Here is a 24,466-nt window from a genome sequence, read left to right on the forward strand (position 1 = left end):
AGTGTCTACTTTAATAAATATCTTCCCTTGAAGGAAAATTGATTTGAAAAAAACACTCTTATTTAAAGCTCTTCTCGGTATCTGGGGAGCTCTTAGTTTTCAATGTGTATCGGCCGAGACGACATTCACTAATATTGAAAAATCAGAAAAAGAATACATTGTCGATCTGGGCACCCACGATGAGCTTCAGCTCAGTGAAGATCTTTCGGGTTACCAATATGAAGTTAAACTTACTGAGCCAATAGATCACGCCCTTCACTTGTACTTTGCCTATACCAAAGATAAAAATGCTGAAGTTGGCAACAATACTTTGACATGGGTGAATGGCGATATCGGTACATCAATAGATCCGACCGATGTCTATATTTTTGCCGCCTTTTCAGCCGACTCTGATGTCTATAACAACACACTGAATATGGAAGGCGGTGAGTTTTATCCTCAAGCATTATCAAACAGTGATAATGAGGGTGCCGGAAAAATTGCCGCTGCGAAGTCTGATAGCGCCAATATGTATGGCAACAAAGTCGTCGTTACAGGCGGTGTATTTCACTCCTATACGGAAATCATCGGCGCTTATTCAAATGACCAGTCTGACACAAATCAGGTGGCTTCCTATAATCGTGTCGTGGTAGAAGGAACCAGTAACTCATTACTATCATTTAAAGGTAAAGTAGTTAAAGAATCATTGATCGCTCCTAGCTTGTACGGAGCCAAATTGCATACCGCCGATGTCCACCACAATGGGGTCAAAATTAACTCGTTTGGGGAAAGTTCTTCGACAGAGAATGAAAACATTTCAGTTTTTCAAAATATCGTAGGTGGGCAAGCGGCCAGTGGCAATGTTTCAGATAATCGCGTCGAGATTGTTGACAGTCAATTCTATGCGAGCAGAATTTTAGGCGGATACCTGGATCTCAGTGATTTTGAAGAAGACCGAGTATTTAACGCAGATGGTAATGCTGTTTTCATTGACAATTCTGAAATTCATTTCAAGAAAATAGCGACCTCTTTCAATTCAACCGGAAGTATTCACAACGGCACTATATTAATCTCAAATACAACGCTCCATCCTGATAACGAAGCTTACATTCTGGGTGGAGACTCATGGTTGTCATCCGCTACTGTGAGCGGCAATACCATACATCTCATTGATGTAAAAATTGCCGAAGATAGTGAAGGTCCCCTTACAATTTCAGCAGGCGGATCGGACATATTCACGGATGTATCCGTCGTTAATAACACGATTATTCTTGAATCCTTATCAGACGATTTTCATAAAAATGACTTAACTAAGGCAATCTTTTTAGGTCACAATACTTTTGGAAAGGCAAACAACAATACTTTGGTTGTCCGTAAATGGAAGGGTAATATCGGAGGGCTAGAGCAATTTGACTCCATTGCATTTACTGATTTCAAATGGAAGAATGGGGGAAGTATTTTAAATGTATGGGGAGAGACTGATATCTCCTCTGCTTCCTTAAAAATTGATGTAAACAATATCCGTTTTGATGATCGATTAGAAAATCATTTCGGAGAACAAATGTCTCTTATTAAAGGTAAGACCGCAATTCAATTCAATCCGTTCTACGACAATGGGCAAGAAGTGGCCATACCCTCAACAATTACTCAAGACTCAATCGGCATTATTGAGAATAACCGAGATGAAAAATCTGTCGATTTCAAACTTCAGGGGACAGCGCCCAGTCAACAATTAAAGCTTGTCTCCAATAATCGAAACATGAGCCTATTCTTTGTTAACCATGGAGCAGAATTGATTATGGATAATCTGGATGCAACCGCCCGTGATTATCACTGGGGGTTGAGAACTTTCGCATCCATTGACGGCGTTCAAAGTAATTACAGCACACACGGACATATTGATGTTCACGGCTTTACGGCTGCCGCAGGTTGGGCTAATTCACTCATGCTAAACGGCAATCCCCTGCTTTTAAACCTTTTTGTAGAAACCGGTAACGGTGACTACACAGAAGAAATGTCCTACCTCAATATTGATAGGCGTTTTAGCGGTGAAGTGAAATATTACGGCGCGGGAATCTCCGCGCGAATCAAAAACACGGCCGGATGGTATGCGGAAGGTTCGTTGCGAGCCGGTAAAACCGAAACAGAAGTCAGCCGAGGCCTGGTCGATGGCAACGGCGTAGCTCACGGCTACGATCTCTCCAGTAACTATTTCGGTGTTCATGTCGGTGCCGGTCGCATTATTGATGTCGGAGAAAATATGAAAGCCGACTTCTTTATGAAGTACTTCTATACCTATCTGCCAAGCGACAGCACGGATATTTTTGCTGACGGCGTCAATAATCAATTTGATTTCGATTCTGTGGGAAGCTCTCGTATCCGTGTGGGCGGGCGCCTCTACTTCCCGCTTCAGAATTCTTTCTGGGCTTATACAGGTTTAGCCTACCAATATGACTTTACGCCGGATGTGCACGTTGAAGCGAACGGAGAAAAAATTGCCGATGCAGCCTCAATGCGTGGCTCCATGGGTATTGGATCCTTAGGTCTTCGATACAAATCAGAGGATTCTCCCTGGGTTGTTGATTTGAAAATAAGAGGCTATGTCGGCCAACGCGAAGGCATAAGCGGTAAAGCTCAAGTGGAGTACCGCTATTAATCAATTTATTGACTGGAGCAAAGAAATTATTAGATAAGAAAAAACCTGGGGCTTTTACACCCCAGGTTCTATCTTTTTGGTGGCCGGGACGGGAATCGAACCCGTACGCCGTTTTAATTGGCGGCGGATTTTAAGTCCGCTACGTCTACCAGTTCCGTCACCCGGCCTACCAACCGGTGAAAAATAAGCCAACCAAGTGGGGTCGGCTTATTTTTATTATTCTGGAGCGGGAAACGAGTCTCGAACTCGCGACCTCAACCTTGGCAAGGTTGCGCTCTACCAACTGAGCTATTCCCGCATTTCGACTCCCCTACATAAGTTTGGAGGCGCGAAGCGGAGTCGAACCGCTCTATACGGATTTGCAATCCGCTGCATAACCGCTTTGCTATCGCGCCATCACACTCTAAAAAGAGGATGGAGCGGGAAACGAGTCTCGAACTCGCGACCTCAACCTTGGCAAGGTTGCGCTCTACCAACTGAGCTATTCCCGCGTCGAAGAGATTTGTTATTTTAATGATGGGACTTGCCTTGTCAAGAGAAAAATACAATTTTCCTAAGTTGGATGGCGGGACGGGAATCGAACCCGTACGCTATTTCAGCTTATGCCGGACTTTGTGTACACAACGTCTACCGGTTTTTCATCTAACCTACCAGTAAGAGTTTCTGTCAAACAGCTCAAAGGCATAAGCGGAAAAAGCCAAGTCATGTACAGTGAATGAATTGTCTAGGCCTGAAAAATACTGAACTTTTATTGATCCTACACTCGCAATCAAATCTTATCTTCAGTTTCTGTTGCAAATTTTTGCACTGACTTAGGAAGCGCTAAGTTTTTCCTATTTTTGTTCTAAGTTTGCACCTCTAAACTGCTAGTCAAGAAAAACGAAGATTAAAACAATAGGAGATACACCATGTTGAAGAAAGCCACATTAGCCGCCGCCCTCTGTGCGTTAGCCGTTCCGTTTGCTGCTCTGGCAGCTGGTCCGACCGGTTTCGGTGCTCAGGAACGCCCCGGTGCCCCGCAAGGCTTTACCCTTCAGAAGATGGATTCCATTGCACAATTGAAAAAAGAAGCTCATGACGATCAGCTCGTCACTTTACAAGGTCGCTTCACCAAACAATTGAGCAAAGAAAAATTTGAGTTTACCGACGTTAAGGGAGACAAGATTGTCGCTGAACTCGATGATGACCAAAACTGGTCTCAAGTACACAAAGACGCATTGATGGAAATCGTGGCGGAAGTGGACAAAGACTTTGTCTCAATCGAATTGGATGTGATTGACGCCAAGCGTCTTCAATAATAGCCTCACCCAAGGCGACAGCAGCTAACAGAAAAGGCCCGAAAGGGCCTTTTCTGCATTAGCAAAACTTCCGTACTATGCAAGCTGAGCTGTTCGCTTGTTCCCCAAGAGGTGCAAGATCACCATCAGGGCTACTAAGGTAACGAAAGAGGTTGCCAAACTAGCGTAAGCATTAGCTTCCGTTAGGCCTGCCACAACGTAACCGGCAAAAGAAGCAATAGCGCAGACCCAAGCGTAGGGTAACTGCGTGGCCACGTGTTCAATGTGCGAACAGCCGGCGCCGGCCGATGACAAAATGGTCGTATCCGAAATCGGCGAGCAGTGGTCTCCGAATACTGAACCGGCTAAAGTAGCCGCCAACGAGACAACAACCAAGTTGGGATCCAAAGCTTGAGCCACCGGCACAATAATCGGAATCAAGATACCGAATGTACCCCAAGCGGTACCGGTTGAGAACGACAGAAACGCTGCCAACGCAAACACTGCAGCGGGCAACCACATAGCGGAGAACCCGCCCGTTGTCACAAGCGATTCAACAAAAAGCGGCGTTTGAAGCAAGTCACGGCACACGCCGGAAATCGTCCAAGCCAACACCAAAATGATATTGGCCGGCAGCATCATCTTCATACCTTCCACAGAACCGTCCATGAAATCACGGAAAGAGACAACCTTGCGGGGCACAAACATCAGGAAAGCCACCACCAGGGCACCGAAAGAAGACCATACCAATGCTTCAGAGGCAGAGCTGTTACCTAAAGAAGCGGCAAAGGAATGATAAGCCGGATCATCGCCCCAATAACCACCCGAGTACATTAAGCATAAGACGGCAAAGACAATCAAAGCGCCAATCGGTACTACCATATCCCAAATCGTGCCTTTTTCACTCACACGCATTTGATCGGTTGCAGTATCCATGCTGCCTACGTCACCCTTTTGGGCACGTTCTTCCGCGCGGCGCATCGGTCCGAAGTCCAACTGGAAGAAACAGAGGATAAAGACCATGGCAATGCAGGTAAGAGCGTAGAAGTTATAGGGAATCGTTGAGATGAATGCCGAGAAATCACTTTCAAACGCACCGGTTGATTTCAGACTGCTTCCAACGGCCGCCGCCCAGGAAGAAATCGGCGCAATGATACAAACGGGAGCTGCCATGGAGTCGATGATATAAGCAAGCTTAGCGCGGGAAACGCCATACGTATCGGTAACCGGACGCATAACGGTGCCGACCGTGAGACAATTGAAATAGTCATCAATAAAGATGAAGGCTCCTAACCCGCCGGAAGCCAAAAGAGATGCTTTACGACTTTTAATTCGACGAATAGCCCAATCACCGTACGCACGGCTTCCGCCTGCCATGCTGATGGTATAAACCAGAGCGCCCAACATCGTGCAGAACATCAAAATATTGAAGTCCACTTTGGTGCTCATCAGTTTGAAAGTCGTTTGAACCGTCCCCATCAAAAGGTTGGTATGATCCATACCAACGGCATAAATGAAGGTGCCGGATAAAATACCAATCAAAAGAGAAGAGATCACTTCCTTGGTACAGAGCGCCAAAACAATGGCAATCACCGGCGGCAAAATAGATAGCCAACCTGCATTAAACGGATCCATTCTGAGGATTCCTCTTAGAAAATTAAAGTGAAGTGATTAATTGTAACAAAAGATTATCCCGATGGAAGACTTAAGCCTTTGAAATTCGATGAAAAAAACTCTATCGGCAATAATATAACTTTTCAATGATAAAAAAATAAAAAGGCTCAGATTTTTATCCAAGCCTTTTATCGTCACTCAAGCAATCTTAATTATCTTGTTTGGTCTTAGGTTCTGAGCTCAAATAAGGACCGGCGGCTCTCAGGTAAACAATCATGGAGTAAACCGTCAAAATTGCCGCAATGTAAATCAGGATCGTTCCCAACCAAGCCATGGAAATGCCGAAAATCGTTTCGTAAAAAAGCAGCATCGGGATCGCAACCATTTGGGCTATGGCCTTGATCTTGCCATACCAATTCACTTTGACTCGGGCGGCCGCCCCCACCTTGGCCATCCATTCACGAAGAGCTGTCACCGTGATCTCACGACCGATGATGATCAAAGCCACCAGCATATCGACCCGATTAAAGTCGAGCAAAATAATCAGCGCCGCACAGACCATCAGCTTATCGGCCGAAGTGTCCAAGAAAGCGCCGATAGCGCTTTCCATGTTGTAGCGTCGGGCAAAATAACCGTCAAAGGCATCGGTTAACGCCGCCACAGTAAATATCACGGTCGCCCACACGTTTTGCATGAAGGGCGAAAGAATATGATCTGGAATATAGAATACCCCGATAATCAACGGGATGAGCGCAATACGCGCCCACGTCAAAATCATCGGCACATTCACCGGTAGTGGTTTACGACTCATCGCTTTCTGACAACTCTTTAGGCGCTTGCCCATGCAACTGAAGGTAGATCCGCTCGGCAAGCTTTCGCGAAATCCCCTCGATTGTAGCAATATCTTCGATACTTGCGTTCTTCAATCCGCGCATTCCCCCAAAACGGCTCAATAATTTTTGACGTCTCTTAGGGCCGATGCCTTCAAAATCCTCTAATTTTGAAGTGTTTCTTGTTTTGGCCCGCTTGGCCCTCATTCCGGTGATGGCAAAACGGTGGGCCTCGTCACGAATTTCCGCTACAAGCATTAATGCCTGGGATTGGCGACCGAGTTCGAGCGGCTCTCTGGATTCATCGGCAAAAACCAGTGTTTCCAATCCGACCTTTCTTCCCTCGCCTTTGGCCACGCCGACAATAACCGAAGTATCTAACCCCAGTTCGGTAAAAACGTCTTTAGCCATTTTTACCTGCCCTTTTCCACCGTCGATGAGCACAACCGTAGGTAGTTGAGCCTCTCCTCGGCTAACAGGCAAATAGCGTCTTTCAATCACCTGACGCATCGCCGCATAATCATCTCCGGGCTCAATTCCGGTGATGTTGAAGCGTCGATATAAATTGTGCGCCATTCCCGCTCCTTCGTAGACAACGCAGGAAGCTTGCGTAGCCTCTCCTGATGTGTGGCTGATATCAAAGCATTCAAGTCTGACCTTCATCCAATCGTCATTGGGAACCGAGATCTCCAACACTTCACACAATTCTTTTAAGCGTGAAAGCTGAGAGCCTTCCAATGCCAAATGTCTTGCAAGAGCGATATCGGCGTTTGTCTTACACATATTGAGCCACTCACGTCTGACGCCGATTGGAGAGTGAACAACGGTCACCCGACGCTCGGACAACTCGGACAAAACGCTTTCCAATTCTTCTTTTTGTCCCGGCACATCCGTAATGATCAGAGTCGGTACCGGCATGGACTCATAGTGTTGACTCACAAAGGCTTCGAAGACTTCTACCTTGTCAACAGACTGACCTTTCGGAATATTGGGGAAATAGGCCCTGTCGCCCAAGTGTCTGGAGCCTCGAACCATGGCCAAATTAACGCACACATTCGAGCCTTGAGAGGCCACTGTAATAATGTCTGCGTCCACGTCTGAGCCTGTTGTTTCAACCGTTTGGCGGTGCAAGACATTTGACAAAGCTGCGATTTGATCGCGCACAACAGCCGCTTTTTCAAACTCCAACCGTTCGGAAAACTGCAACATGCGCCCTTGCATTTCACTTAAAAGATCTTCGGACTTTCCATCCAAAAATTGTTCAGCGCGGGCTACATCACGGGCGTAATCCTCTTGGCTGATCGCCCCCACACAAGGTCCGGAGCACCGGCCGATTTGCGCTAGCAGACAAACTCGGGAACGGTTTTTAAAAACAGGGCCTTCACAAGTGCGAAGCTTAAAAACCTTTTGCAGTATTTGAATGGCTTCTTTCACACTTTGCGAATTGGGATAGGGGCCGTAAAAACGACTTTTTTTATCCACCCCTCCTCTGTAATACGACACTCTCGGGAAATCTTCGGCGCTGATTTTTAGGTAAGGGTAGCTCTTATCATCGCGAAACAGAATGTTGTATTTAGGAGAAAGCGTCTTGATTAAATTATTCTCAAGTAAAAGGGCCTCGGCCTCGGAGCGGGTAACCGTTGTTTCCATCCGGGCGATTTGGGAGACCATAATGGCAATACGGGGACTTAGATCGTTTTTCTGAAAGTAGCTTGAGACCCGTCTCTTCAAATCACGGGCCTTTCCCACATACAGGCACTGGCCCGCTTCATCAAAGTAACGGTAAACACCGGGCAAACCGGGAAGATTTTTAAGAATCGGTTTGGCATCAAACGCCATTTTTCTCTCGCTTCGCTTACACTGTCTTTTTTAATTTTGAAACATTGTAATTGTTTATGCCTGCCGTGCAAAAAGCCGCCACTTGCCTTGATGTTGATATTTTCTGCCGCGTTATAGATAACTTCGGCGATGCCGGCGTCATGTGGCGGTTGGCACGGGCGCTTCGCGCCGAGGGCTATGCTGTCAGACTCATCATTGACGATCCGAGCACATTGTGCGCATTGGCTGGCTGCGCTTCTCAGACCCCGACCGAAAAAATTGGTTCCGATGAGTCCATTGAAGTCTGTTTATGGAAAAAAGACTGGGATACGGCCTCCTGCCCCCTGCTTCCGGCTAGCGTGGTGATAGAAGGCTTTGCCTGCAGACTGCCGCCAGACTATCAGGCAAAAATGGCAAAAACCTCTCCCGCCTGGTTTAACATTGATTATTTCAGCGCGGAAGACTGGATTGAAGATTGCCATCTTGTCCCCTCAATCGATCCGGCCAGTGGGTTGATTAAAACCAATTATTTTCCAGGCGTTACAGAAAAATCAGGCGGACTTATTATTGAAAAAGACTACGAACACAGTAAGCATCTGTTTCTGTCCAAGCAACTTAAAAACCCAAACGCGCTTCGTGTTCTCTTTTTTGCTTACCCCTATGGCCCCATTGAAAAAATTGCGCAGGCATTGTGTGACGTAAAACGCCCTATTGAGTTATCGGTCACTCAATGCGAAGCCGGCAAATTGCTGGCAGAAGCTCTCAGCAAGCGAACAAACTCACGCGTCACCGTGAATTGTCTGCCTTTTGTCTCGCAAAAAGAATTTGATTCCTTACTTTGGTCATCGGACATCGTATTTATCCGAGGTGAAGACAGTGCGGCCCGAGCGATGATCGCCGCAGTCCCCTTTTTGTGGCACATTTATCATCAAGATGATGATGTTCATATGTTGAAGTTGCGCGCTCTTGAGAGTCGTTTTGAAAGTTGTTTTGAAGATAAGGGACTTTTTAAAAAGTGGTGTGAACTGCAAGAAGCGATGAATGAGGGCGAATTTAACCCTGAACTTTTTTCCGACTTAATTGATGGACTTGATCAATGGAAAAAAGCGTCGGAGTGTTTCAGTAAGAAAATAAAGGCGATAGGCTCTCTGTCTGAAAAACTTTCCGAACAGATAAAAAAAATATAAAATACTGCGTTTTCGCTAAAGAGCGAAAAGAGAAACGTTTCTTTGGGAGTTTATTCCCTATCTGTTTTTAATGAACCCTTCAGTCTGAAAAGTTCGGGTCGCTCCCGAATCCATTTAGAGTGAAAGGATTCAAAGAGGAAGAATTTAAGATGAAAATTGCACAAGAACTGCGCGCCGGCAACGTGGTCATGATCGGCAAGGATCCGATGGTTGTGTTGAAGGCTGAATATTCCAAGAGCGGCCGCAACGCCTCCGTGGTGAAGATGAAGTTGAAGAACTTGCTCACCGGTGCCGGCACTGAAACCGTCTATCGTGCCGATGACAAGTTTGAAGACCTCGTGCTCGATCGCAAGGAAGTGACCTACAGCTACTTCGCTGACCCGCACTATGTCTGGATGGACGCCGACTACAACCAATACGAAGTTGAAGCCGACGTTATGGAAGACGCCTTGAAGTACCTCGAAGACGGCATGCCCGCTGAAGTGGTGTTCTACGAAGGCCGCGCCATCAGCGTTGAATTGCCCACGATTCTCGTTCGGGAAGTCGAATACACGGAACCGGCTGTCAAGGGTGATACCTCCGGCAAGGTGATGAAGCCTGCCCGCCTCACCACGGGTTACGTGCTCCAAGTTCCCGCTTTCGTTGAAACGGGCGACAAGATTGAAGTGGACACCCGCACGGGTGAATACCGTTCTCGCGTGAAGTAATTCACACGAACTGAATTTTCAGTGCAAAAACCCTTGGCCTCGGTCAAGGGTTTTTCATTTTGTTTTTCTTAACAAAATTCTCTCCTTTGAAAATATTTGTCCTCCAATCCTTCCGTTAAAATAAGCCCGTTAGCGAACTTTTTTGTTTGTCACTATGAAGCGGCTTTTAAATATCGGATCCATCAATATCGACTACGTTTATCGTGTTCCTCATTTTTTGCGGGCAGGCGAAACACTTGAGGCCGCTCACCGAGACATTTTCATGGGAGGAAAAGGTCTTAATCAAAGCATAGCGGCAGCCAGAAGCGGCCTAGCGGTTACGCACCTCGGTGTGATAGGCCGTGACGGGCAATTTTTATCCGACTTCATGAAAGAGTCGGGAATAGACACCCGTTTTCTCACGATTGATGAAACAAGCCCGAGCGGCCATACAGTCATTCAGGTCACCCCGGACGGCGAAAACGCCATCTTATATTTTGCGGGCACCAATCACGCCATTGATAAAGAGGTCATACTAAAGGCCTTTAAGAGCTTAGATGAAGGAGATTTTGTCTTATTGCAAAATGAAGTCAACAACGTCGGTTTTGCTCTGGAAAATGCCAAAAAGCAAAATCTTCATACCATCTTTAATCCCGCCCCCTATTCCCCCGAGGTACTTAACTACCCGCTTCATTTAGTTGACGCGCTTATTGTCAATGAAACCGAAGCCCAAGGAATCCTGGGAACAAATAGCGACAATGAAGCGTTTTTACTGAATGAATTAAGAAAGCATTTCCCTCAGGCGCTCTTATTTTTAACCCTAGGAGCCAAGGGAATGATTTGTGATTTGCCTGTTGAGGGCGGCCTTCGTCAATCTTTTAATGCTTTCCGCGTAAACGCTGTTGACACAACCGGTGCGGGTGATACTTTTGTCGGTTACGCGATGAAAGCCATCATGGCGTATTTGACGCAACAGGATATCGAAAAATTTAAAGCTCTTATTGAAGAAGCTATGCTTGCCGCAGCCATTAGCGTGACGAGATGTGGAGCCGTACCGTCTATTCCGCATTTTGAAGAAGTCATTCAATTTAAAGAAATGAAGGTCTAACCATGCAGAAAAAGAAAATTATCATTGACTGTGACCCGGGTTACGATGACGCCGTAGCCATTTTGCTTGCTGCAGGCAACCCTTTAATCGACGTTCTAGCCATTACCACAGTGGCCGGCAATCAAACTCTTGAAAAAGTCACCCGCAATGCTCTTCGCATCGCCAAGTTAGCTCATTTGGATCACGTCCCGATAGCTGCGGGCGCGGCTCGCCCCCTTTTACGTGACCAAATTGTCGTTGCCGCCAACATCCATGGTGAATCAGGCTTAGATGGAACGACTTTGCCCGAAGCGGACTATCGAGTGGATTGCCGTCACGCGGCCGAGCTCATTGTCGAGACCATCATGGCCGAACCGGAAAAAAGCGTTACTTTGGTGCCGATCGGACCGCTTACCAACATTGCATTGGCCGCTCGACTTGAACCGAAAATCGTTGACCGTGTCAAAGAAGTCGTTTTGATGGGCGGAGGCTTTCATATCGGCAACGTTAAACCCATGGCGGAATTTAACATTGAAAATGATCCGGAAGCGGCCCATATTGTTTTCGAAGAAAAATGGCCGATTGTCATGGTCGGTTTGGATCTGACGTATCAAGCTTTGGCAACGGCAGCTGTGAAAAAAGAAATTGCCGGCATTGATTCGCAAGCGGCTCATTTTCTTACTCAAGTGTTGACTCGCTTTTCCGAAAATTACAAACGCTCCAAAGGTTTTGACGAACCGCCGGTTCACGATCCCTGTGCCGTTGCCTACGTTATTGATCCGATGGTTATGCAAACGCGAAAAGCCGTCGTGCACGTGGAATGCTGGGGCCGGTATTCAAACGGGATGACCGTTACTGATCTCAGAAGACCCGCTCCCGAGGATTGCCATACATCGGTAGCCATCAAGCTTGATCAAACTCGCTTCTGGAATCTCATCACCGATGCGGTGAAAAACCTTTAGGTTTCCTATGGATGAGCTTAAACCAACTGTTCATGCCGAAAGGCTTGAAGCCGGCGCTTTAAAGCGAGAAGCGAAATTACTCACGGCAATGGTTAAGGACTATTGCCAACGTCACCACGGAAGCGAAGTGTTATGTGACGATTGCAAACAATTTCTCGTGTATGCATTAACGCGTCTGGCTTGCTGTCCCTTTGGTCAGAAAAAACCAACTTGCTTTAAATGCACAATCCACTGCTATCGAGCCGAACAAAAAGACAGAGCTCGGGTCATTATGCGAGAAGAAGGACCGAGGATGCTATGGCGTCATCCGATTCTCACTGCCGAACACCTCATTAAAAATATGAAAAATGCCCCTGACAAGCCCCGCAATCCCAAAGCTCGGCGCGTTCGAGTAAAAGCCGACTAAGAAGGAAGGTCAAAATGCCTGTTAAAGCGAAATTTAAAAACTCAATTGAAAATCTGAAGTCCGAATTAAAAGAACGACAAGAACGACTTATTAAAGACTGGGAAAGTGCCAAACGTGATTTAAAGGCCAGACAAAAACTCTTCACTCGGGAAATCAAAACGAAGCAGGATGAATTTTTCCTGGAGTGGGATGATGTGCAGGAACGCTCAAGGGAAAAACTGGATCAGTGGCTTGATCGCTTTGAGATTGACGAACTGCAGGCAATGCTCGATCGCTACAAAGAAGAAAATGAACCGTTGGAAACGATCGGTGAAAATGATGTTTTAAGGCAACTGCCCTCGCCTCGAAAATTAGAAATGACCCTTCAGGAGGCATTAGAAAAACGCCGTTCGAGCAGAGATTTTTCCGGCGAACCCATCGCCGAAGAAATGGTCGCGGCACTGTTGTGGGCTGCAAACGGTATTAATCGAAAAAATTTCAAACGGACAACTCCGTCAGCTTTGAATTGGCAAGATGTCAGTGTCTACGTTGTGCAGGCAAACGGCATATGGAAATACCTTCCCAAGCGTCATGCCCTGCTTTTTATTGAAGGCAAAGACCAACGGGAACACTTTGGTGAAATAAAAACTTGGATGAAGTTGGCCAGCCAACATTTGGTTTTTGTTTCAGATGCGAGAAAAACGGAGACTTTTACAACAAAACTCCTTGATAAAACATTTAAAGTCGATTTTTCTGAAGGCGAGCTCAATGAAAGAGCGCGCGCGATCAATGTCGGTGTTAAGGTACAGGCGGTTTATTTAGCCGCGGTGGCCATGGGGCTGGGTTGTACCTGCCGATTATTAGTGGATGATCAAAAAGCAAGGGAACTGATGAAATTAGCTCCGGACGAAAAAATAATGGCAATTTGCTCGGTCGGAGAACATCCGGCTTCCATTTTTGATCATGTAATTTGACAAAAAGGGAATAGCTGCGTAATATTACGTCCTCACGCGCCGGTAGCTCAGTTGGATAGAGTACCTGGCTACGAACCAGGGGGTCGCGGGTTCGAATCCTACCCGGCGCACCAAATTTCGTAAGGGGGAGTTCAATAACTCCCCCTTATTTTTTGCATACAAACGGATCGCGATCCTATAATCGCCTCCACGATTTAACCTACTGATCTTAAGGATTTTTGCCATGTTGTCGCATTTGCCTGTTCCGGTTGTGACTATCGGACTTTTGCTGTGCTCCAACCTGTTTATGACTTTTGCTTGGTATGGACATCTTCGTTTCCCCAAAGTCACTCTCTGGCACATTGTCATTATCAGCTGGCTCATTGCTTTTTTTGAATACTGTTTTCAAGTGCCGGCCAATCGCATAGGCTACGGCTACTTCAGTGCCGCGGAGCTTAAAACCATCCAGGAGATCATTTCGCTGACGATTTTCATGGGCTTTTCTGTTCTCTATTTGGGTGAACCGCTCAAGTGGAACTACATACTGGGCTTTGCCCTGATCGTCGCGGCGGCGTTCATCATATTCCATGAGTGGTAGCAGATTTTTTTAAATTTCATCCAAACGGCCATTAGCAAAAACACTAACGGCCGTTTCTTTTTTACTTGCCCTTGGTAATATTGCTTAGTTATTTTTCAGAGCCCGCCCAACGGGCTTTTTCAACCCTCTAGACGTACACCCGAAAGGAGAACCATTCATGTGTACCACCGTTATTGTCGGTAAAGCCGTTTCAAAAACCGGCCGAGTTATTGTCGGTCACAACGAGGATGCGGGCGGCCGCGTTTTCCATCAACAGTTCTATGTGCCGGGCGGCAAGCACGCCGATAGTGATTTGCTCGTCGCAGAACCTGGCCGTGCCAAAGTTCCCCAAGCAGCAGAAACGCTTGCCACCTATTGGTCCAATATGTTGCAAATTGACGGTTCTTCCTTTGACCAAGGGTATGCGAACGAAGCCGGCTTAGTTATCTGCTCCAACGGCGGTGGTTCTTCCTTTGATGGCGATGATCCCGATGAAGCCGCCCTCGGTTTGAAAGACGGTGGCGTCGGTTTCCTGCTTCGCCGCATTATGGCAGAACGCGCCAAAACTGCCCGTGAAGCCATGGAAATTGCCGCCAAACTTCTGGATGAATACGGCTATTTTGGCTCTGCCCGAAACTATACCGTTGCCGACAAAAATGAAGCCTGGTGCTTAAACGTTGTCAAGGGCCACCATTACGTTGCCAAGCGCATTCCCGATGACAAGGTTATGTTGATTTCCAATATGCTTGCCATCCGCCACGTTGACATCAATGACCATGAAAACGTCATCGCTCCGGCCGACTTGATTGAATATGCCATTAAAAAAGGCCGCTATACCCCGAAGGTGCCTGGTGACTACAGTGACTTTGACTTCGCCATGGCTTATCAAAGCGATGAAAACCGCCACGCGCCGACAAAATCCGTCCGCATGCGCCTGGGCTGGTGGGCTATTACCGGAAATTACTACGGTGATGAATTGCATTACCCGGAATTGCTTTCTCCGGCTCACGCCATGGGTGTCGAAGATGTTCGCGATGTCCTGGGGCTCACCTGCTATGAATCCTACGCGATGCGAGGAGACGGCAAAGAAGACGCGTTCCACGTTTCGGCCCGTGACATTTCCCGTTCTCAAACACGTGAATCATGGGTTATGGATTTAGCTGAAGATCCGCTTTACAACACGATGTGGCGCTGCTCGAGCTATCAGGATACCGGCGTTTATATTCCCTGGTTCCCAATGTCGGGCATTATCCCTGAAGGCTATCAGTGGATGAGCATTGAACAGGCGAGAAAGAATCACTTCCATCTTGAACCCCATTATTTGGACTACGATCTGGATAAGAGTTTCTTTATCTACGCCACGGTCGGTGAATTGACGAACTTTAACCGTGGTCTTTTGCCCGGCATCGTACGTGCTAAGAAGCAGTTCACAGAAAAACTTCAAAGTGATTATGAAGCCGCAGTGGCTCATGCAAAAACGCTTCCCCGTGAACAAGCCAGGCAATATCTTGGGGAATTTACAGCCAAAGAATGCGCTCAAGCTGATGAAAAATGGGAAACTATGCTCAAACAAATCAGCCTTCACACAATGAGTGTTGAAGCTGAAGCGGTAAGCATCAGCCAAGAGCATGAAGTGGAAGTTGTCCTTTATGGTAGCGCCGATTTCGACGTGACGGGTCTGGATATGGAAACGGTCTATTGGAGTCTGGGCTTTACAGGAAAGAAAGAATCTGTCAATGCGCCGGCGCGTCCGATCAAACACCGCTTCGAAGATGTTGACGGTGATGGCTTTACCGATTGCGTTTTGACTTTTAACGCCCATGAGGTCGCGCAGTTTGCCATCGCCGGCACAGTAACCGATACGTACCTCCGTGGTCTTTGTAACTGCATCCGCTTTGTGGCAATGGATACGGTCAAGTTTGTCGACTAAAACTTAAACGTTCACTTTACTTTTTCGGGCCGCACGCGGCCCGATTTTTTTTTGCTACAGTTTTGCAATAAAAACGTTGGAGGTACGGTCAAAACGGCCGTTGAGAAATACTCCCATTAGCGGATCAGGTTAAAACCTGCGGCGCAAAACGTTAATTTTCTACATTGAAAAATGTGCCGACCGCATTGGAAGTCCTCCTAATTTATGGAGACAACCATGCAAAACCAACTCGATAAACTCGAATTTTTCACAACCGCCTGCGGCGAAAAAGTTCCATTCAAACGCATCATTCAGTCGGATACGGCTGTTGTTTTTGGTGCTCGAAAGAATCCCAACTTTTATATTCCCAACCATGCGGTCTATTTATCAGAACTTCCTTTAACCAAACGAGAAAGACCTCGTCCGGGCTCTCCCACTCAGCTAGCTTTAGCCAGAAAAGGAGAAATCAGCGCTGAAATGCATTATGCGGCCTTGTGTGAAAGCATCGCGGTTAGCCAATTAAAGGAGCAATTAGATCGTTGCGCCCATTCCCAATTAAAAGCGAAATTACTCCCTATCCTTAATCGTTGTGATCAAATTAACGGTGAAACAGTGAGAAAAGAAATCGCTTCCCGCCGGGCGGTTTTGCCATTGAATTTCTTGCATCCGGAAGCCCGTCCGATGGTCATCGGCAAACAATTTAAAACAAAAATCAATGCCAATATCGGTACCTCCGATGCAGTCAGAGCGGATGCAAAAAAAGAAGAAATTGTGAAATTGACTGAAGCCATCAATAACGGTGCCGATACCGTAATGGATTTATCCGTTGGGGAACATATTTCAGAAATTCGAGAAAACATCATTCGTTCAAGTCCCGTTCCCATTGGCACAGTTCCGATGTACGAAGTGCTGGAGCGTGCACGAGATGTTTCTGAAATCTCTTGGGACTTATTTGCTCACGTCATGCAGCAACAAGCTGAGCAAGGAGTCGATTACATGACCATTCATGCCGGCATTCTTCGTCACCATGTTGGGTTAACTCGCAACCGTTTTTGCGGAATAGTGTCACGCGGGGGCGGAATTTTGGCTCAATGGATGCACTTAAAAAAGGAAGAAAATTTTCTCTATCAGCACTTCGACGAGATACTTGAGATCGCACGACACTATGACATCACTCTCTCGCTCGGAGACGGGTTAAGACCTGGATCGATTTTAGATGGAAGTGATGCGGCTCAATTGGCTGAGCTTCAAACATTAGGAGAATTAAATCGCCGTGCCTCTGACTTTGATGTTCAGGTGATGATTGAAGGTCCCGGACATATCCGTCAATCTGAAATTGAAATGAATGCTCTGTTGGAATCAACGTGGTGCGATGATGCTCCTTTTTATACTTTAGGGCCTCTCGTGTGTGATATTGGCGCAGGATTCGATCACATCACGGCGGCGATTGGGGCATCAGAAATCGCCTCAAAAGGAGCCTCCATGCTTTGTTACGTCACTCCCAAAGAGCATCTAGGTCTTCCCGACTCCGATGACGTTCGCGAGGGTATGGCAGCTTTTCGCATCGCTGCTCACGCCGCCGATGTCGCAAGAGGTGTAGCAGGTGCTCAATTGTGGGATGCATTGATGAGTATGGCTCGTTTTGAATTCAGGTGGACAGACCAATACGCACTGTCATTAAGTCCAGATAAAGCCGAACAAATGCGCTCAGAGACTCTTGCCGGAAGTGGCGCCCAAGAAGCTCATTTTTGTTCCATGTGCGGTCCAAAATTTTGTCCAATGAAAATAGCCAGAGATCTGTTCGGTTAAAAAAGAACCGCCCGCTCTTTTGTGGAAAAAGTCAGCGGGCGGATGCTTTTCGTGCGCAAGAGTTTAAGCTTGCGCCTAGCTTGATGTTTTAACTGATAAAGTACAGGAACACCAAGACTGCCGCATTCACAGGAAGCGAGCGTTTAATCACTTCCAAGGGCGAAACATTGGCGATACCGGCAATAATGATGACACCGGCGGCAATCGGTGAAGACACACGGCCTAAGGTAGCCGAAACAATTGCCAAGTAACCCAAGTCAGGAATCGTCATGCCGAATTCAGGAGCGTGAGGCGTTACCGCTTCATTGAATGCGAAGCCCGCAGCGTCACCGGAACCGGTCATAATACCCAAAGCCATCGGACCGATAGCAGCACCGAGTTTGGCCACTTCGGAAGAATTCTTCAGATATTCGACAAACACATCAATCACACCACAGGTACGCAAACCGGCGGCAAAAACACCGGCCGCGATAATCAAACCGATGATGCTGCCGTAGCCGTGTCCCATACCGTCGAAGAACTTTTTAATCAATTCCGTGGGGTTGGAACGCGTCACAATCATGGTATAGATGAAACCGAAGAGCATAGCGGTTGCAACGCTCATCTTCACATTCGGGAACCAGAAAGCGATGACGAACAAAAGAACAACCGGAAGAAGCGGAGCAAAGGCCCAAAGGATATTGGGATGCTCGGGCAATTCAACATTACTCTTGTGCACGCCGTCGTTTTCAAAACCGCCTTTCTTGAAGTCGCCGAAAATAAAGCAGGCAACCGTCAAGAAAACAATACAAACGATCGAAATCAAAAGCGTACGGAAGCCCGTGTAGGTGATGAAGTCCATCACAGGCCATTCGGCGAGCTTGGCCACGAAACCGTTATGAGAAGAACCCGGAGACCAGAATGACGGCAGGGTTGAAGCAATCACGGTGGCGGCAGCCATTGCCGGACGGAAACCGGCGCGAATCATCAACGCAACGATTGTCGGACCGATTGCGGCACACATACCAGAAAGAGAGGAGATCGCAAGAGAAGTAATACCCGTAACGATCATGCAGCAGGGCAAAAGCAAAATGCCCAATTTATTTAAGGGCTTCGTTAAAAGAGAGACCAAATGCAAGTCACATTTGGTCAAGTTCATTGTCGCGGCAAAACCCATCGACGAGCAGATCACGATGATCAGTGAGTTGTTGGTCATCGATTTGTCAAATTGCTCAAACGCTGCCATCGGATCCAAAGAAAGGATGGTCATGATCAAGCCTGATGTCAAGAGCACCAAGCGTGTTTCATAACGCTTGATCAGCGCCCAGACCGTGCCTACTACCACGATCAAGGCCGCCCACATAGTCCAAGTCATGTTGTTCTCCAGAATAAGGGGAAAAAGAGTTTGATTGTCCCCAATGAGCCTAAATAGCCTTTGGTGACAAAAATATTGGGCGATTATAGGTAAAACTATCTAGTCTGAAAAATAGGTTAAAACCCCTAGATCACACTAAATTTCAATCCAATTTGAGATTAGGCAAAATGCCTTAGTTTTTAATTTAAGGCAAAAACATTATCCCGATAAAATCATCGACGATTTTGAGCGCGGTTTATTGGTGACGCTCTATTTTTTGAGGTGAACATCCCATGTTGAAACACAACTATTACGGCAACTATACGGCTGAAAGTTTTGCCCAATTGCCCTTGGTTTTGCAACGCTTTTTGTCCTATACGCAATACAACACCACATCTGACCCTAACAGCACGACAGCCCCTTCGACCCAAGCTCAGATGGCTTACGCCCAACTTCTGAAAGCCGAATTTGAAAGCGTTGGCGTTAAAGATGTGAAGATCACCGATAAAGGCATCGTGATGGCCTACCTGCCCGCGACCGAAGGACTTGAAACGCTGCCCGCCATGGGTCTTATTGCCCACATGGACACCTCACCCGAAGCCTCGGGCGATCCCGCTCAATGGCAAGTGCTTGACTATCAAGGCGGCGACATCGTTTTAAATAAGGACAAAAACATCGTTTTGAGCCTTGAGCGCTTCCCCGGTGTGGCCAAATATGCCGGAGAACAACTTGTCGTCACAGACGGCACCACGCTTTTGGGCGCCGATGACAAGGCGGGCATTGCCATCATCGTTGAAACGGCTCGCTATTTTGTCGAACACCCCGAAATCCCCCATGCCAAACTCTGTTTTGCCGTCACCCCTGATGAAGAAGTCGGTCGCGGTACAGAAAATTTTGACATTGAAGAATTCGGCGCTCAATACGCCTACACCTTTGACGGTGATGAATTAGGCGGTTTTGAAACCGAAACATTTAACGCCGCCATGGTGAAGGTTCACTTTGAAGGCTTGAATGTGCATCCGGGTTCGGCCAAAAACAAGATGGTCAATGCCATTCGCATGGCCATGGACTTCATCGCTCGTTTGCCGGCGGAGTCCGCTCCTGAAAAAACCGAAGGTCATGAAGGCTTTTTCCATCCGATGGGCATTTCCGGCGCTGTTCGCGGCGTTGATCTCAAGATGCTCATTCGCGACCACAGCAACACTCGTTTTGAAGACCGTATGAACTACGTCCGCAAGATGGTTGAAGAGATGAATAAGGTCTGGGGAGACCGTGTTAGCGCCGATATCAAGGTTCAATACCATAACTTGAAAAACTATCTTGATAAACATCCGGCAGTATGCAATCTTGCCCGTGAAGCCTATCGTCGCATTGCCGTTGAAATCCACGAAAAACCTGTGCGCGGCGGCACTGACGGCGCCCGTCTTTCTGCCAAGGGCTTGCCCACGCCGAACCTCTTTACCGGCGGCATGAACTATCACGGTGTCTATGAATGTCTCTCCGTAACGGGCATTCAAAGAGCCTTGGACCTCGGCATCATGCTCGGTAAGATGTCCGCGGAAGTCAAAACGCTTGACTAGCTTTAGTTAGACCTGACTGCCAGCCGTCTGAAGTCATACTTTTCAGACGGCTTTTTCGTCTCTTTTTTCTTGGTTAAAATGTCGACATCCGTTTGTACTTTTACGCTATGTCACTTTTTTCCTGCCCTACCATCGAGACTCAAACTGATCGGATTGAATTGTTCGATCCCTGTTTTATTTCGGATTTACATCTGAACGCCGAATCTCAAGCTCAAGCCGAATTTTTTATCCGCTTTTTACACGAAGTGGGAGAAAAGCACAGCGAATTAATAATACTAGGGGACTTTTTCGACTATTGGGTGGGTGACGATGCCTGGGAAAGCGCTTCGCGCATTCTTGAGCCGCTGCAAAAGTGGGGACAGAGTCACAAGCTCTTTATCATGCACGGCAACCGTGACTTCATGATGGGGAAAAAACTTGCGAGCCGGTTGGGAGCTACTCTTTTGCGCGATCCGTGCGTTGCGCGGATTAACACCCAAAATGTTTTACTCTCTCATGGCGACCTTTGGTGTATTAATGATCACGATTATCAAAAAGTGCGTCAAAAAGTCAGAAGCTTTTGGTGGCAATGGCTTGTTTTAAGACTGCCATTGTCAAAACGGCTCAAGATCGCCCACGATGCGCGGACGCGTTCTAAGGAGAGCAAAGTAAAGAAGGAAGCTTTGTTGATGGACGTTGACGCGCCAACCGTCGCCGACGCTGCACTACAAAAGCAATGCTCGTTTGTCATCCACGGTCATACTCATCAACCCGGAGAATATGCGCTTAGCGAAGAGCTGAAACGTTTTGTGCTGCCGGACTGGCGATTTTGCGCAGCCAACTGTTTTAAAGGCGGTTACTTGACCTTTATAAACGCAACGCCTGTTTTACAAACCTTTCAGTAAGTTACAAGAAAGGCTCCCGACCGTGCGAGCTTTCTCTAAAATGGATAGTGAGACAGATATTGAACCGGGGTGCAAAGTGATCAAAAAAGTTCTGAAATTAGCGCTCATTACCGCTGCGTTTGTCGCTGTTACCGGTTGCGCTTCACCCACAGTGAAAACCAATGTAGCGATTTCGTCGAAACTGTCCATGACGCCCGATCTCAATCCGGGCCTCCATGCCATGCCTGATTGGGGTGACAAGATTGCCATTGTTCCGGCCTCAAAATCTAAGCAAAATGACGCCACCTACCGGTCTATCGCCTCGAGCATGCAGAATGTTTTGGCAGCAGCTCATCTTGAAACGGTTAAGGCCGGAAGCGGCGAAAAGTACCGCATGAGCATTGACTGGTCGGTCAAACCTTCCCGTATTATCCAACGCTCCGAAAGCGTTCCTGTAACCTACTTGGGCGGTGGCTTTGGTTGGGGCTGGGGACACCATAGACACTGGCATGGTCCCTACGCAGGATTTGGTCCGCAAGTGGCTTTTGCGACCAGGGTCTACAACCAACAGCTTTATATGCGTGAATTGGATGTCAAACTGCTTGAAATGAAGGGCTCGCGAGCAACGACCGTCTTTACGGCGATCGTTAAAAACGAGGCTACCTGCAACCGCATTGACGACATTTTGCCCTACATGGTGAAATCGGCCATTGATAACCTTTATGCGCAAGACGGCACTGTTAAAGTGGTTGAGTTGCCTGAAGTCTCTGAAGTATGTCGTTAGTTATTGAAAAGGACGCCCCTTGGGCGCTCGTTACCGGGGCAACGGGCGGCTTGGGATTGCAGTTTTGTGAGTTGCTTGCCGCCTGGGGTTATCGTCTTGTCATCACAGCCCGCGATACTGCCCGACTGGCGGAAATGCGTGAACTGATTCCACAGGCCCAACTTGCCCTAGCCGGCGATCTGACCGATCCCGTGTGTCTGAAAAACTTACTCAATCATCTCAAACGAGAAAATATTGAACCTGAGGTCCTGATCAATAACGCAGGATTCGGTCTGTATGGTGAAACGCTTGAGCAAAATAGCGCTGAAAACATCAATCTGGTTGACTTAAACGTCCGAGCTCTCACCACTCTGACGTTGGCATTGGCGCCAAGCATGAGGGCAAAACGCAAAGGCTATATCCTCAACGTCGCATCAATTGCGGCTTTCATGCCCTGCCCTTATTTGTCGGTGTACGGAGCCAGCAAAGCCTATGTATTGAGTTTTTCTGAAGCCTTGCATGAAGAGCTCAAAACCGAAGGCGTACACGTTACGGCGCTTTGCCCGGGCCCGGTTAAAACCAATTTTTGGAACCGGGCCGGTGTCAGCGAGTGTGATCGTTTCGAATTTGCTATCACCGATGCTCGTTCTGTGGCAGAGCGAGGATTGAGCGCTCTTTTCAAAAATAAAGCTTTAGCCACTTACGGAATATTAAATAAACTCCTGACGGTTTCGTCCCAGCTCGCCCCCAAAGGTCTTACGCGGTTGATCGCAAAAGAAGTGCTGAGATTGGCTGTGAAAAAATAATCACCATAGCCCTTGCAACTTTATGGGAAAGCGTGCATAATTCCACCCTACGCGCCGGTAGCTCAGTTGGATAGAGTACCTGGCTACGAACCAGGGGGTCGCGGGTTCGAATCCTACCCGGCGCACCAAATTTCAAAGGGAAGCTTCAAAAAAGCTTCCCTTTTTGCATTCAATATACACAGTTTTGCTTATTGTTCTTTGGCCTCGCTCCTGCTTAAATTGTTCTATTAAATGTTTAATAAGGAGAATCGACCCATGGCTCAAGAACTCAATGTCGTGGAGGTTTATAACGACCTCCATAAAACGCCTGAATTAGGTTTCCAAGAATTTAAAACCAGCGCTTACATCGCCCAAAAGCTAAAAGAAATGGGCTATGAGGTCACAACCGGCATCGGTAAGACCGGTGTTGTCGCCATTGAAAAAGGCGCCGAAGCGGGTCCGTGCGTCATGATTCGTGCGGATATGGACGCACTGCCTTTTAAAGTTAACGGCGAAGACAAGGTTATTCATGCCTGCGGTCACGATTCTCACTGTGCAATGCTTTTAGCGATCGCCTCCCGCCTGCAGGGCAAGATTAAACGCGGAACCTTAAAGTTGCTCTTTCAGCCCGGTGAAGAAACGCTCAAAGGCGCTTTGTCCGTTATCGATGACGGTGTGCTTGAAGACGTTGATATCGCCTTAGGACTTCATATCCGTCCCGCTACCGATATTCCGGATGGCACCGTAGCAGCCACATTGATGCACTCAGCAAGCATCTTTGTCCGCATTGATGTCGAGGGGCTTTCCTCTCATGCTTCCCGTCCGCATTTGGGTGTGAACTGCGCTGAAATGCTTGCGGCCATCGTTCAAAATGCAGGCCTTCTGAAGTTTGCGCCGACGCTTACCTGGTCCATGAAATGCACCAAGATTGATGTGGGCGGTGCGGCTATTAACGTCATTCCTGATAAGGGCTACTGCATGTATGACGTGCGCGCTCAAACCAATCCGCTTATGAAGGACATGCTTGAAAAGCTTGAGAAGAGCGCTCAAAGCACGGCAGCTGCTTTTGGCGGTAAAGCCAAGATGACGCTTTTAGGCGATGTGATTCCTGCCTGTGAATATGACGATGAACTCGTCAAAGAAATGAGCGACTGCATCGCTGAAACGTTGGGTGCGGATAAACTTCGTGCCACGAGTATCGGCGGCGGTGAAGACTTCCACTTCTTTAAGATCAAGAAACCGTCCCTTCGCACCGCTTATATCGGTGTCGGCGCCGGTGCAACGCCCGGCTTGCATCACCCGGATATGAAACTCAATCCTGAGTCTCTTATCAACGGCGTGAAGGTTATGGAAGCTTTTGCGTTGAAGTACTTAGGTTAATGACCAAAAAGCCCGGGAAAACCGGGCTTTTTT

The 24,466-nt window shown here is 47.4% G+C and carries 20 protein-coding genes and 6 tRNA genes; 18 read left to right on the top strand and 8 right to left on the bottom strand.

Translation table 11 applies throughout. From position 1 onward, the window contains the following. Nucleotides 1–43 precede the first annotated feature (43 nt). Nucleotides 44–2,635: an autotransporter outer membrane beta-barrel domain-containing protein gene (locus tag NW199_RS01110; protein ID WP_258333351.1), complete on the top strand. Its 2,592-nt coding sequence runs from the start codon at nucleotides 44–46 to the stop codon at nucleotides 2,633–2,635. A 77-nt stretch (nucleotides 2,636–2,712) separates the two neighbouring features. On the opposite strand, the gene NW199_RS01115 is transcribed toward NW199_RS01110, so the two are convergent. The 4 genes from NW199_RS01115 to NW199_RS01130 form a co-directional block, all read right to left on the bottom strand. Next, nucleotides 2,713–2,802 (bottom strand) — tRNA-Leu (locus NW199_RS01115). A gap of 55 nt (nucleotides 2,803–2,857) precedes the next feature. Continuing rightward, nucleotides 2,858–2,933 (bottom strand) — tRNA-Gly (locus tag NW199_RS01120). 23 nt (nucleotides 2,934–2,956) lie between these two features. Next, nucleotides 2,957–3,030 (bottom strand) — tRNA-Cys (locus NW199_RS01125). Between the two features lie 20 nt (nucleotides 3,031–3,050). Then, a tRNA-Gly gene (locus NW199_RS01130) sits at nucleotides 3,051–3,126 on the bottom strand. 417 nt (nucleotides 3,127–3,543) lie between these two features. Between NW199_RS01130 and NW199_RS01135 the strand changes: the two genes are divergently transcribed. Further along, entirely contained in the window at nucleotides 3,544–3,933 is a 390-nt protein-coding gene (locus tag NW199_RS01135; protein ID WP_258333352.1) for a NirD/YgiW/YdeI family stress tolerance protein, read from the top strand. Nucleotides 3,934–4,008: 75 nt separating this feature from the next. Here NW199_RS01135 and NW199_RS01140 read toward each other — a convergent pair whose 3' ends face one another. The 3 genes from NW199_RS01140 to uvrC form a co-directional block, all read right to left on the bottom strand. Next, nucleotides 4,009–5,547 carry a Na+/H+ antiporter NhaC family protein gene (locus NW199_RS01140; protein ID WP_258333353.1) on the bottom strand — a complete coding sequence of 513 codons (1,539 nt, stop codon included), beginning with the start codon at nucleotides 5,545–5,547 and terminating at the stop codon, nucleotides 4,009–4,011. Nucleotides 5,548–5,734: 187 nt separating this feature from the next. After that, entirely contained in the window at nucleotides 5,735–6,337 is a 603-nt protein-coding gene (gene pgsA / locus NW199_RS01145; RefSeq protein ID WP_258333354.1) for a CDP-diacylglycerol--glycerol-3-phosphate 3-phosphatidyltransferase, read from the bottom strand. Further along, nucleotides 6,327–8,195 (bottom strand): excinuclease ABC subunit UvrC, encoded by a 1,869-nt coding sequence (gene uvrC / locus NW199_RS01150; protein WP_258333355.1) that lies wholly within the window; start codon nucleotides 8,193–8,195, stop codon nucleotides 6,327–6,329. The genes pgsA and uvrC overlap by 11 nt, the downstream gene beginning before the upstream one ends. Nucleotides 8,196–8,251: 56 nt before the next feature. Between uvrC and earP the strand changes: the two genes are divergently transcribed. From earP to thiC, 10 genes are all read left to right on the top strand, one after another. Next, nucleotides 8,252–9,361: an elongation factor P maturation arginine rhamnosyltransferase EarP gene (gene earP, locus NW199_RS01155; protein WP_258333356.1), complete on the top strand. Its 1,110-nt coding sequence runs from the start codon at nucleotides 8,252–8,254 to the stop codon at nucleotides 9,359–9,361. Between the two features lie 149 nt (nucleotides 9,362–9,510). Next, nucleotides 9,511–10,068 carry an elongation factor P gene (gene efp, locus NW199_RS01160; RefSeq protein ID WP_022472813.1) on the top strand — a complete coding sequence of 186 codons (558 nt, stop codon included), beginning with the start codon at nucleotides 9,511–9,513 and terminating at the stop codon, nucleotides 10,066–10,068. Nucleotides 10,069–10,222: 154 nt separating this feature from the next. Further along, on the top strand, nucleotides 10,223–11,155 hold the full coding sequence (locus NW199_RS01165; protein WP_258333357.1) for a ribokinase: 933 nt from the start codon (nucleotides 10,223–10,225) through the stop codon (nucleotides 11,153–11,155). 2 nt (nucleotides 11,156–11,157) lie between these two features. Further along, nucleotides 11,158–12,096, top strand: a complete 939-nt coding sequence (gene uriH, locus NW199_RS01170; protein WP_258333358.1) for a uridine-preferring nucleoside hydrolase UriH — start codon at nucleotides 11,158–11,160, stop codon at nucleotides 12,094–12,096. Nucleotides 12,097–12,103: 7 nt separating this feature from the next. Continuing rightward, nucleotides 12,104–12,502: a nitrous oxide-stimulated promoter family protein gene (locus NW199_RS01175; RefSeq protein ID WP_258333359.1), complete on the top strand. Its 399-nt coding sequence runs from the start codon at nucleotides 12,104–12,106 to the stop codon at nucleotides 12,500–12,502. A 14-nt stretch (nucleotides 12,503–12,516) separates the two neighbouring features. Then, nucleotides 12,517–13,455: a nitroreductase family protein gene (locus NW199_RS01180; protein WP_249091848.1), complete on the top strand. Its 939-nt coding sequence runs from the start codon at nucleotides 12,517–12,519 to the stop codon at nucleotides 13,453–13,455. 36 nt (nucleotides 13,456–13,491) lie between these two features. Continuing rightward, nucleotides 13,492–13,568 (top strand) — tRNA-Arg (locus NW199_RS01185). A gap of 110 nt (nucleotides 13,569–13,678) precedes the next feature. Then, the gene (locus NW199_RS01190; protein WP_249091849.1) at nucleotides 13,679–14,032 is read left to right on the top strand and encodes a DMT family protein; all 354 of its coding nucleotides are present in this window, start codon (nucleotides 13,679–13,681) and stop codon (nucleotides 14,030–14,032) included. A 157-nt stretch (nucleotides 14,033–14,189) separates the two neighbouring features. Then, nucleotides 14,190–15,941 carry a C69 family dipeptidase gene (locus tag NW199_RS01195; RefSeq protein WP_258333360.1) on the top strand — a complete coding sequence of 584 codons (1,752 nt, stop codon included), beginning with the start codon at nucleotides 14,190–14,192 and terminating at the stop codon, nucleotides 15,939–15,941. A gap of 216 nt (nucleotides 15,942–16,157) precedes the next feature. Beyond that, on the top strand, nucleotides 16,158–17,729 hold the full coding sequence (thiC, locus tag NW199_RS01200) for a phosphomethylpyrimidine synthase ThiC (protein ID WP_258333361.1): 1,572 nt from the start codon (nucleotides 16,158–16,160) through the stop codon (nucleotides 17,727–17,729). 88 nt (nucleotides 17,730–17,817) lie between these two features. Here thiC and dcuC read toward each other — a convergent pair whose 3' ends face one another. Continuing rightward, a complete protein-coding gene (gene dcuC / locus NW199_RS01205) occupies nucleotides 17,818–19,083 on the bottom strand; it encodes a C4-dicarboxylate transporter DcuC (protein ID WP_022472828.1) in 1,266 nt (421 codons plus the stop codon). 272 nt (nucleotides 19,084–19,355) lie between these two features. On the opposite strand from dcuC, the gene pepT reads away from it, so the two are divergent. The 6 genes from pepT (at nucleotide 19,356) to NW199_RS01235 (ending at nucleotide 24,433) form a co-directional block, all read left to right on the top strand. Further along, nucleotides 19,356–20,642, top strand: a complete 1,287-nt coding sequence (pepT, locus tag NW199_RS01210) for a peptidase T (RefSeq protein ID WP_258333362.1) — start codon at nucleotides 19,356–19,358, stop codon at nucleotides 20,640–20,642. 107 nt (nucleotides 20,643–20,749) lie between these two features. Next, complete coding sequence (locus tag NW199_RS01215; RefSeq protein WP_022472830.1) at nucleotides 20,750–21,526, top strand: UDP-2,3-diacylglucosamine diphosphatase; 777 nt, start codon at nucleotides 20,750–20,752, stop codon at nucleotides 21,524–21,526. Nucleotides 21,527–21,566: 40 nt separating this feature from the next. Continuing rightward, nucleotides 21,567–22,289: a hypothetical protein gene (locus NW199_RS01220; RefSeq protein ID WP_258333363.1), complete on the top strand. Its 723-nt coding sequence runs from the start codon at nucleotides 21,567–21,569 to the stop codon at nucleotides 22,287–22,289. Next, nucleotides 22,280–23,074, top strand: coding sequence for an SDR family NAD(P)-dependent oxidoreductase (locus NW199_RS01225; protein ID WP_258333364.1), 795 nt, complete (start codon nucleotides 22,280–22,282; stop codon nucleotides 23,072–23,074). Before NW199_RS01220 ends, NW199_RS01225 begins: the two co-directional genes overlap by 10 nt. 51 nt (nucleotides 23,075–23,125) lie before the next feature. Continuing rightward, a tRNA-Arg gene (locus NW199_RS01230) sits at nucleotides 23,126–23,202 on the top strand. 127 nt (nucleotides 23,203–23,329) lie between these two features. Then, entirely contained in the window at nucleotides 23,330–24,433 is a 1,104-nt protein-coding gene (locus tag NW199_RS01235) for an amidohydrolase (RefSeq protein WP_258333365.1), read from the top strand. Nucleotides 24,434–24,466: the final 33 nt, after the last annotated feature.

The organism is Parasutterella secunda, from assembly GCF_024733725.1.
Taxonomy (GTDB): domain Bacteria; phylum Pseudomonadota; class Gammaproteobacteria; order Burkholderiales; family Burkholderiaceae_F; genus Aphodousia; species Aphodousia faecalis.

What these genes read in the sequence shown, in the direction of transcription:
- NW199_RS01135 (WP_258333352.1), top strand. Translation starts at nt 3,544, where the DNA reads ATGTTGAAGAAAGCCACATTAGCCGCCGCCCTCTGTGCGTTAGCCGTT.
- NW199_RS01180 (WP_249091848.1), top strand. Translation starts at nt 12,517, where the DNA reads ATGCCTGTTAAAGCGAAATTTAAAAACTCAATTGAAAATCTGAAGTCC.
- NW199_RS01225 (WP_258333364.1), top strand. Translation starts at nt 22,280, where the DNA reads ATGTCGTTAGTTATTGAAAAGGACGCCCCTTGGGCGCTCGTTACCGGG.
- pgsA (WP_258333354.1), bottom strand. Translation starts at nt 6,337, where the DNA reads ATGAGTCGTAAACCACTACCGGTGAATGTGCCGATGATTTTGACGTGG.
- efp (WP_022472813.1), top strand. Translation starts at nt 9,511, where the DNA reads ATGAAAATTGCACAAGAACTGCGCGCCGGCAACGTGGTCATGATCGGC.
- NW199_RS01190 (WP_249091849.1), top strand. Translation starts at nt 13,679, where the DNA reads ATGTTGTCGCATTTGCCTGTTCCGGTTGTGACTATCGGACTTTTGCTG.
- NW199_RS01165 (WP_258333357.1), top strand. Translation starts at nt 10,223, where the DNA reads ATGAAGCGGCTTTTAAATATCGGATCCATCAATATCGACTACGTTTAT.
- pepT (WP_258333362.1), top strand. Translation starts at nt 19,356, where the DNA reads ATGTTGAAACACAACTATTACGGCAACTATACGGCTGAAAGTTTTGCC.
- dcuC (WP_022472828.1), bottom strand. Translation starts at nt 19,083, where the DNA reads ATGACTTGGACTATGTGGGCGGCCTTGATCGTGGTAGTAGGCACGGTC.
- uvrC (WP_258333355.1), bottom strand. Translation starts at nt 8,195, where the DNA reads ATGGCGTTTGATGCCAAACCGATTCTTAAAAATCTTCCCGGTTTGCCC.
- NW199_RS01215 (WP_022472830.1), top strand. Translation starts at nt 20,750, where the DNA reads ATGTCACTTTTTTCCTGCCCTACCATCGAGACTCAAACTGATCGGATT.
- uriH (WP_258333358.1), top strand. Translation starts at nt 11,158, where the DNA reads ATGCAGAAAAAGAAAATTATCATTGACTGTGACCCGGGTTACGATGAC.
- NW199_RS01195 (WP_258333360.1), top strand. Translation starts at nt 14,190, where the DNA reads ATGTGTACCACCGTTATTGTCGGTAAAGCCGTTTCAAAAACCGGCCGA.
- earP (WP_258333356.1), top strand. Translation starts at nt 8,252, where the DNA reads ATGCCTGCCGTGCAAAAAGCCGCCACTTGCCTTGATGTTGATATTTTC.
- NW199_RS01235 (WP_258333365.1), top strand. Translation starts at nt 23,330, where the DNA reads ATGGCTCAAGAACTCAATGTCGTGGAGGTTTATAACGACCTCCATAAA.
- NW199_RS01220 (WP_258333363.1), top strand. Translation starts at nt 21,567, where the DNA reads ATGGATAGTGAGACAGATATTGAACCGGGGTGCAAAGTGATCAAAAAA.
- NW199_RS01140 (WP_258333353.1), bottom strand. Translation starts at nt 5,547, where the DNA reads ATGGATCCGTTTAATGCAGGTTGGCTATCTATTTTGCCGCCGGTGATT.
- thiC (WP_258333361.1), top strand. Translation starts at nt 16,158, where the DNA reads ATGCAAAACCAACTCGATAAACTCGAATTTTTCACAACCGCCTGCGGC.
- NW199_RS01175 (WP_258333359.1), top strand. Translation starts at nt 12,104, where the DNA reads ATGGATGAGCTTAAACCAACTGTTCATGCCGAAAGGCTTGAAGCCGGC.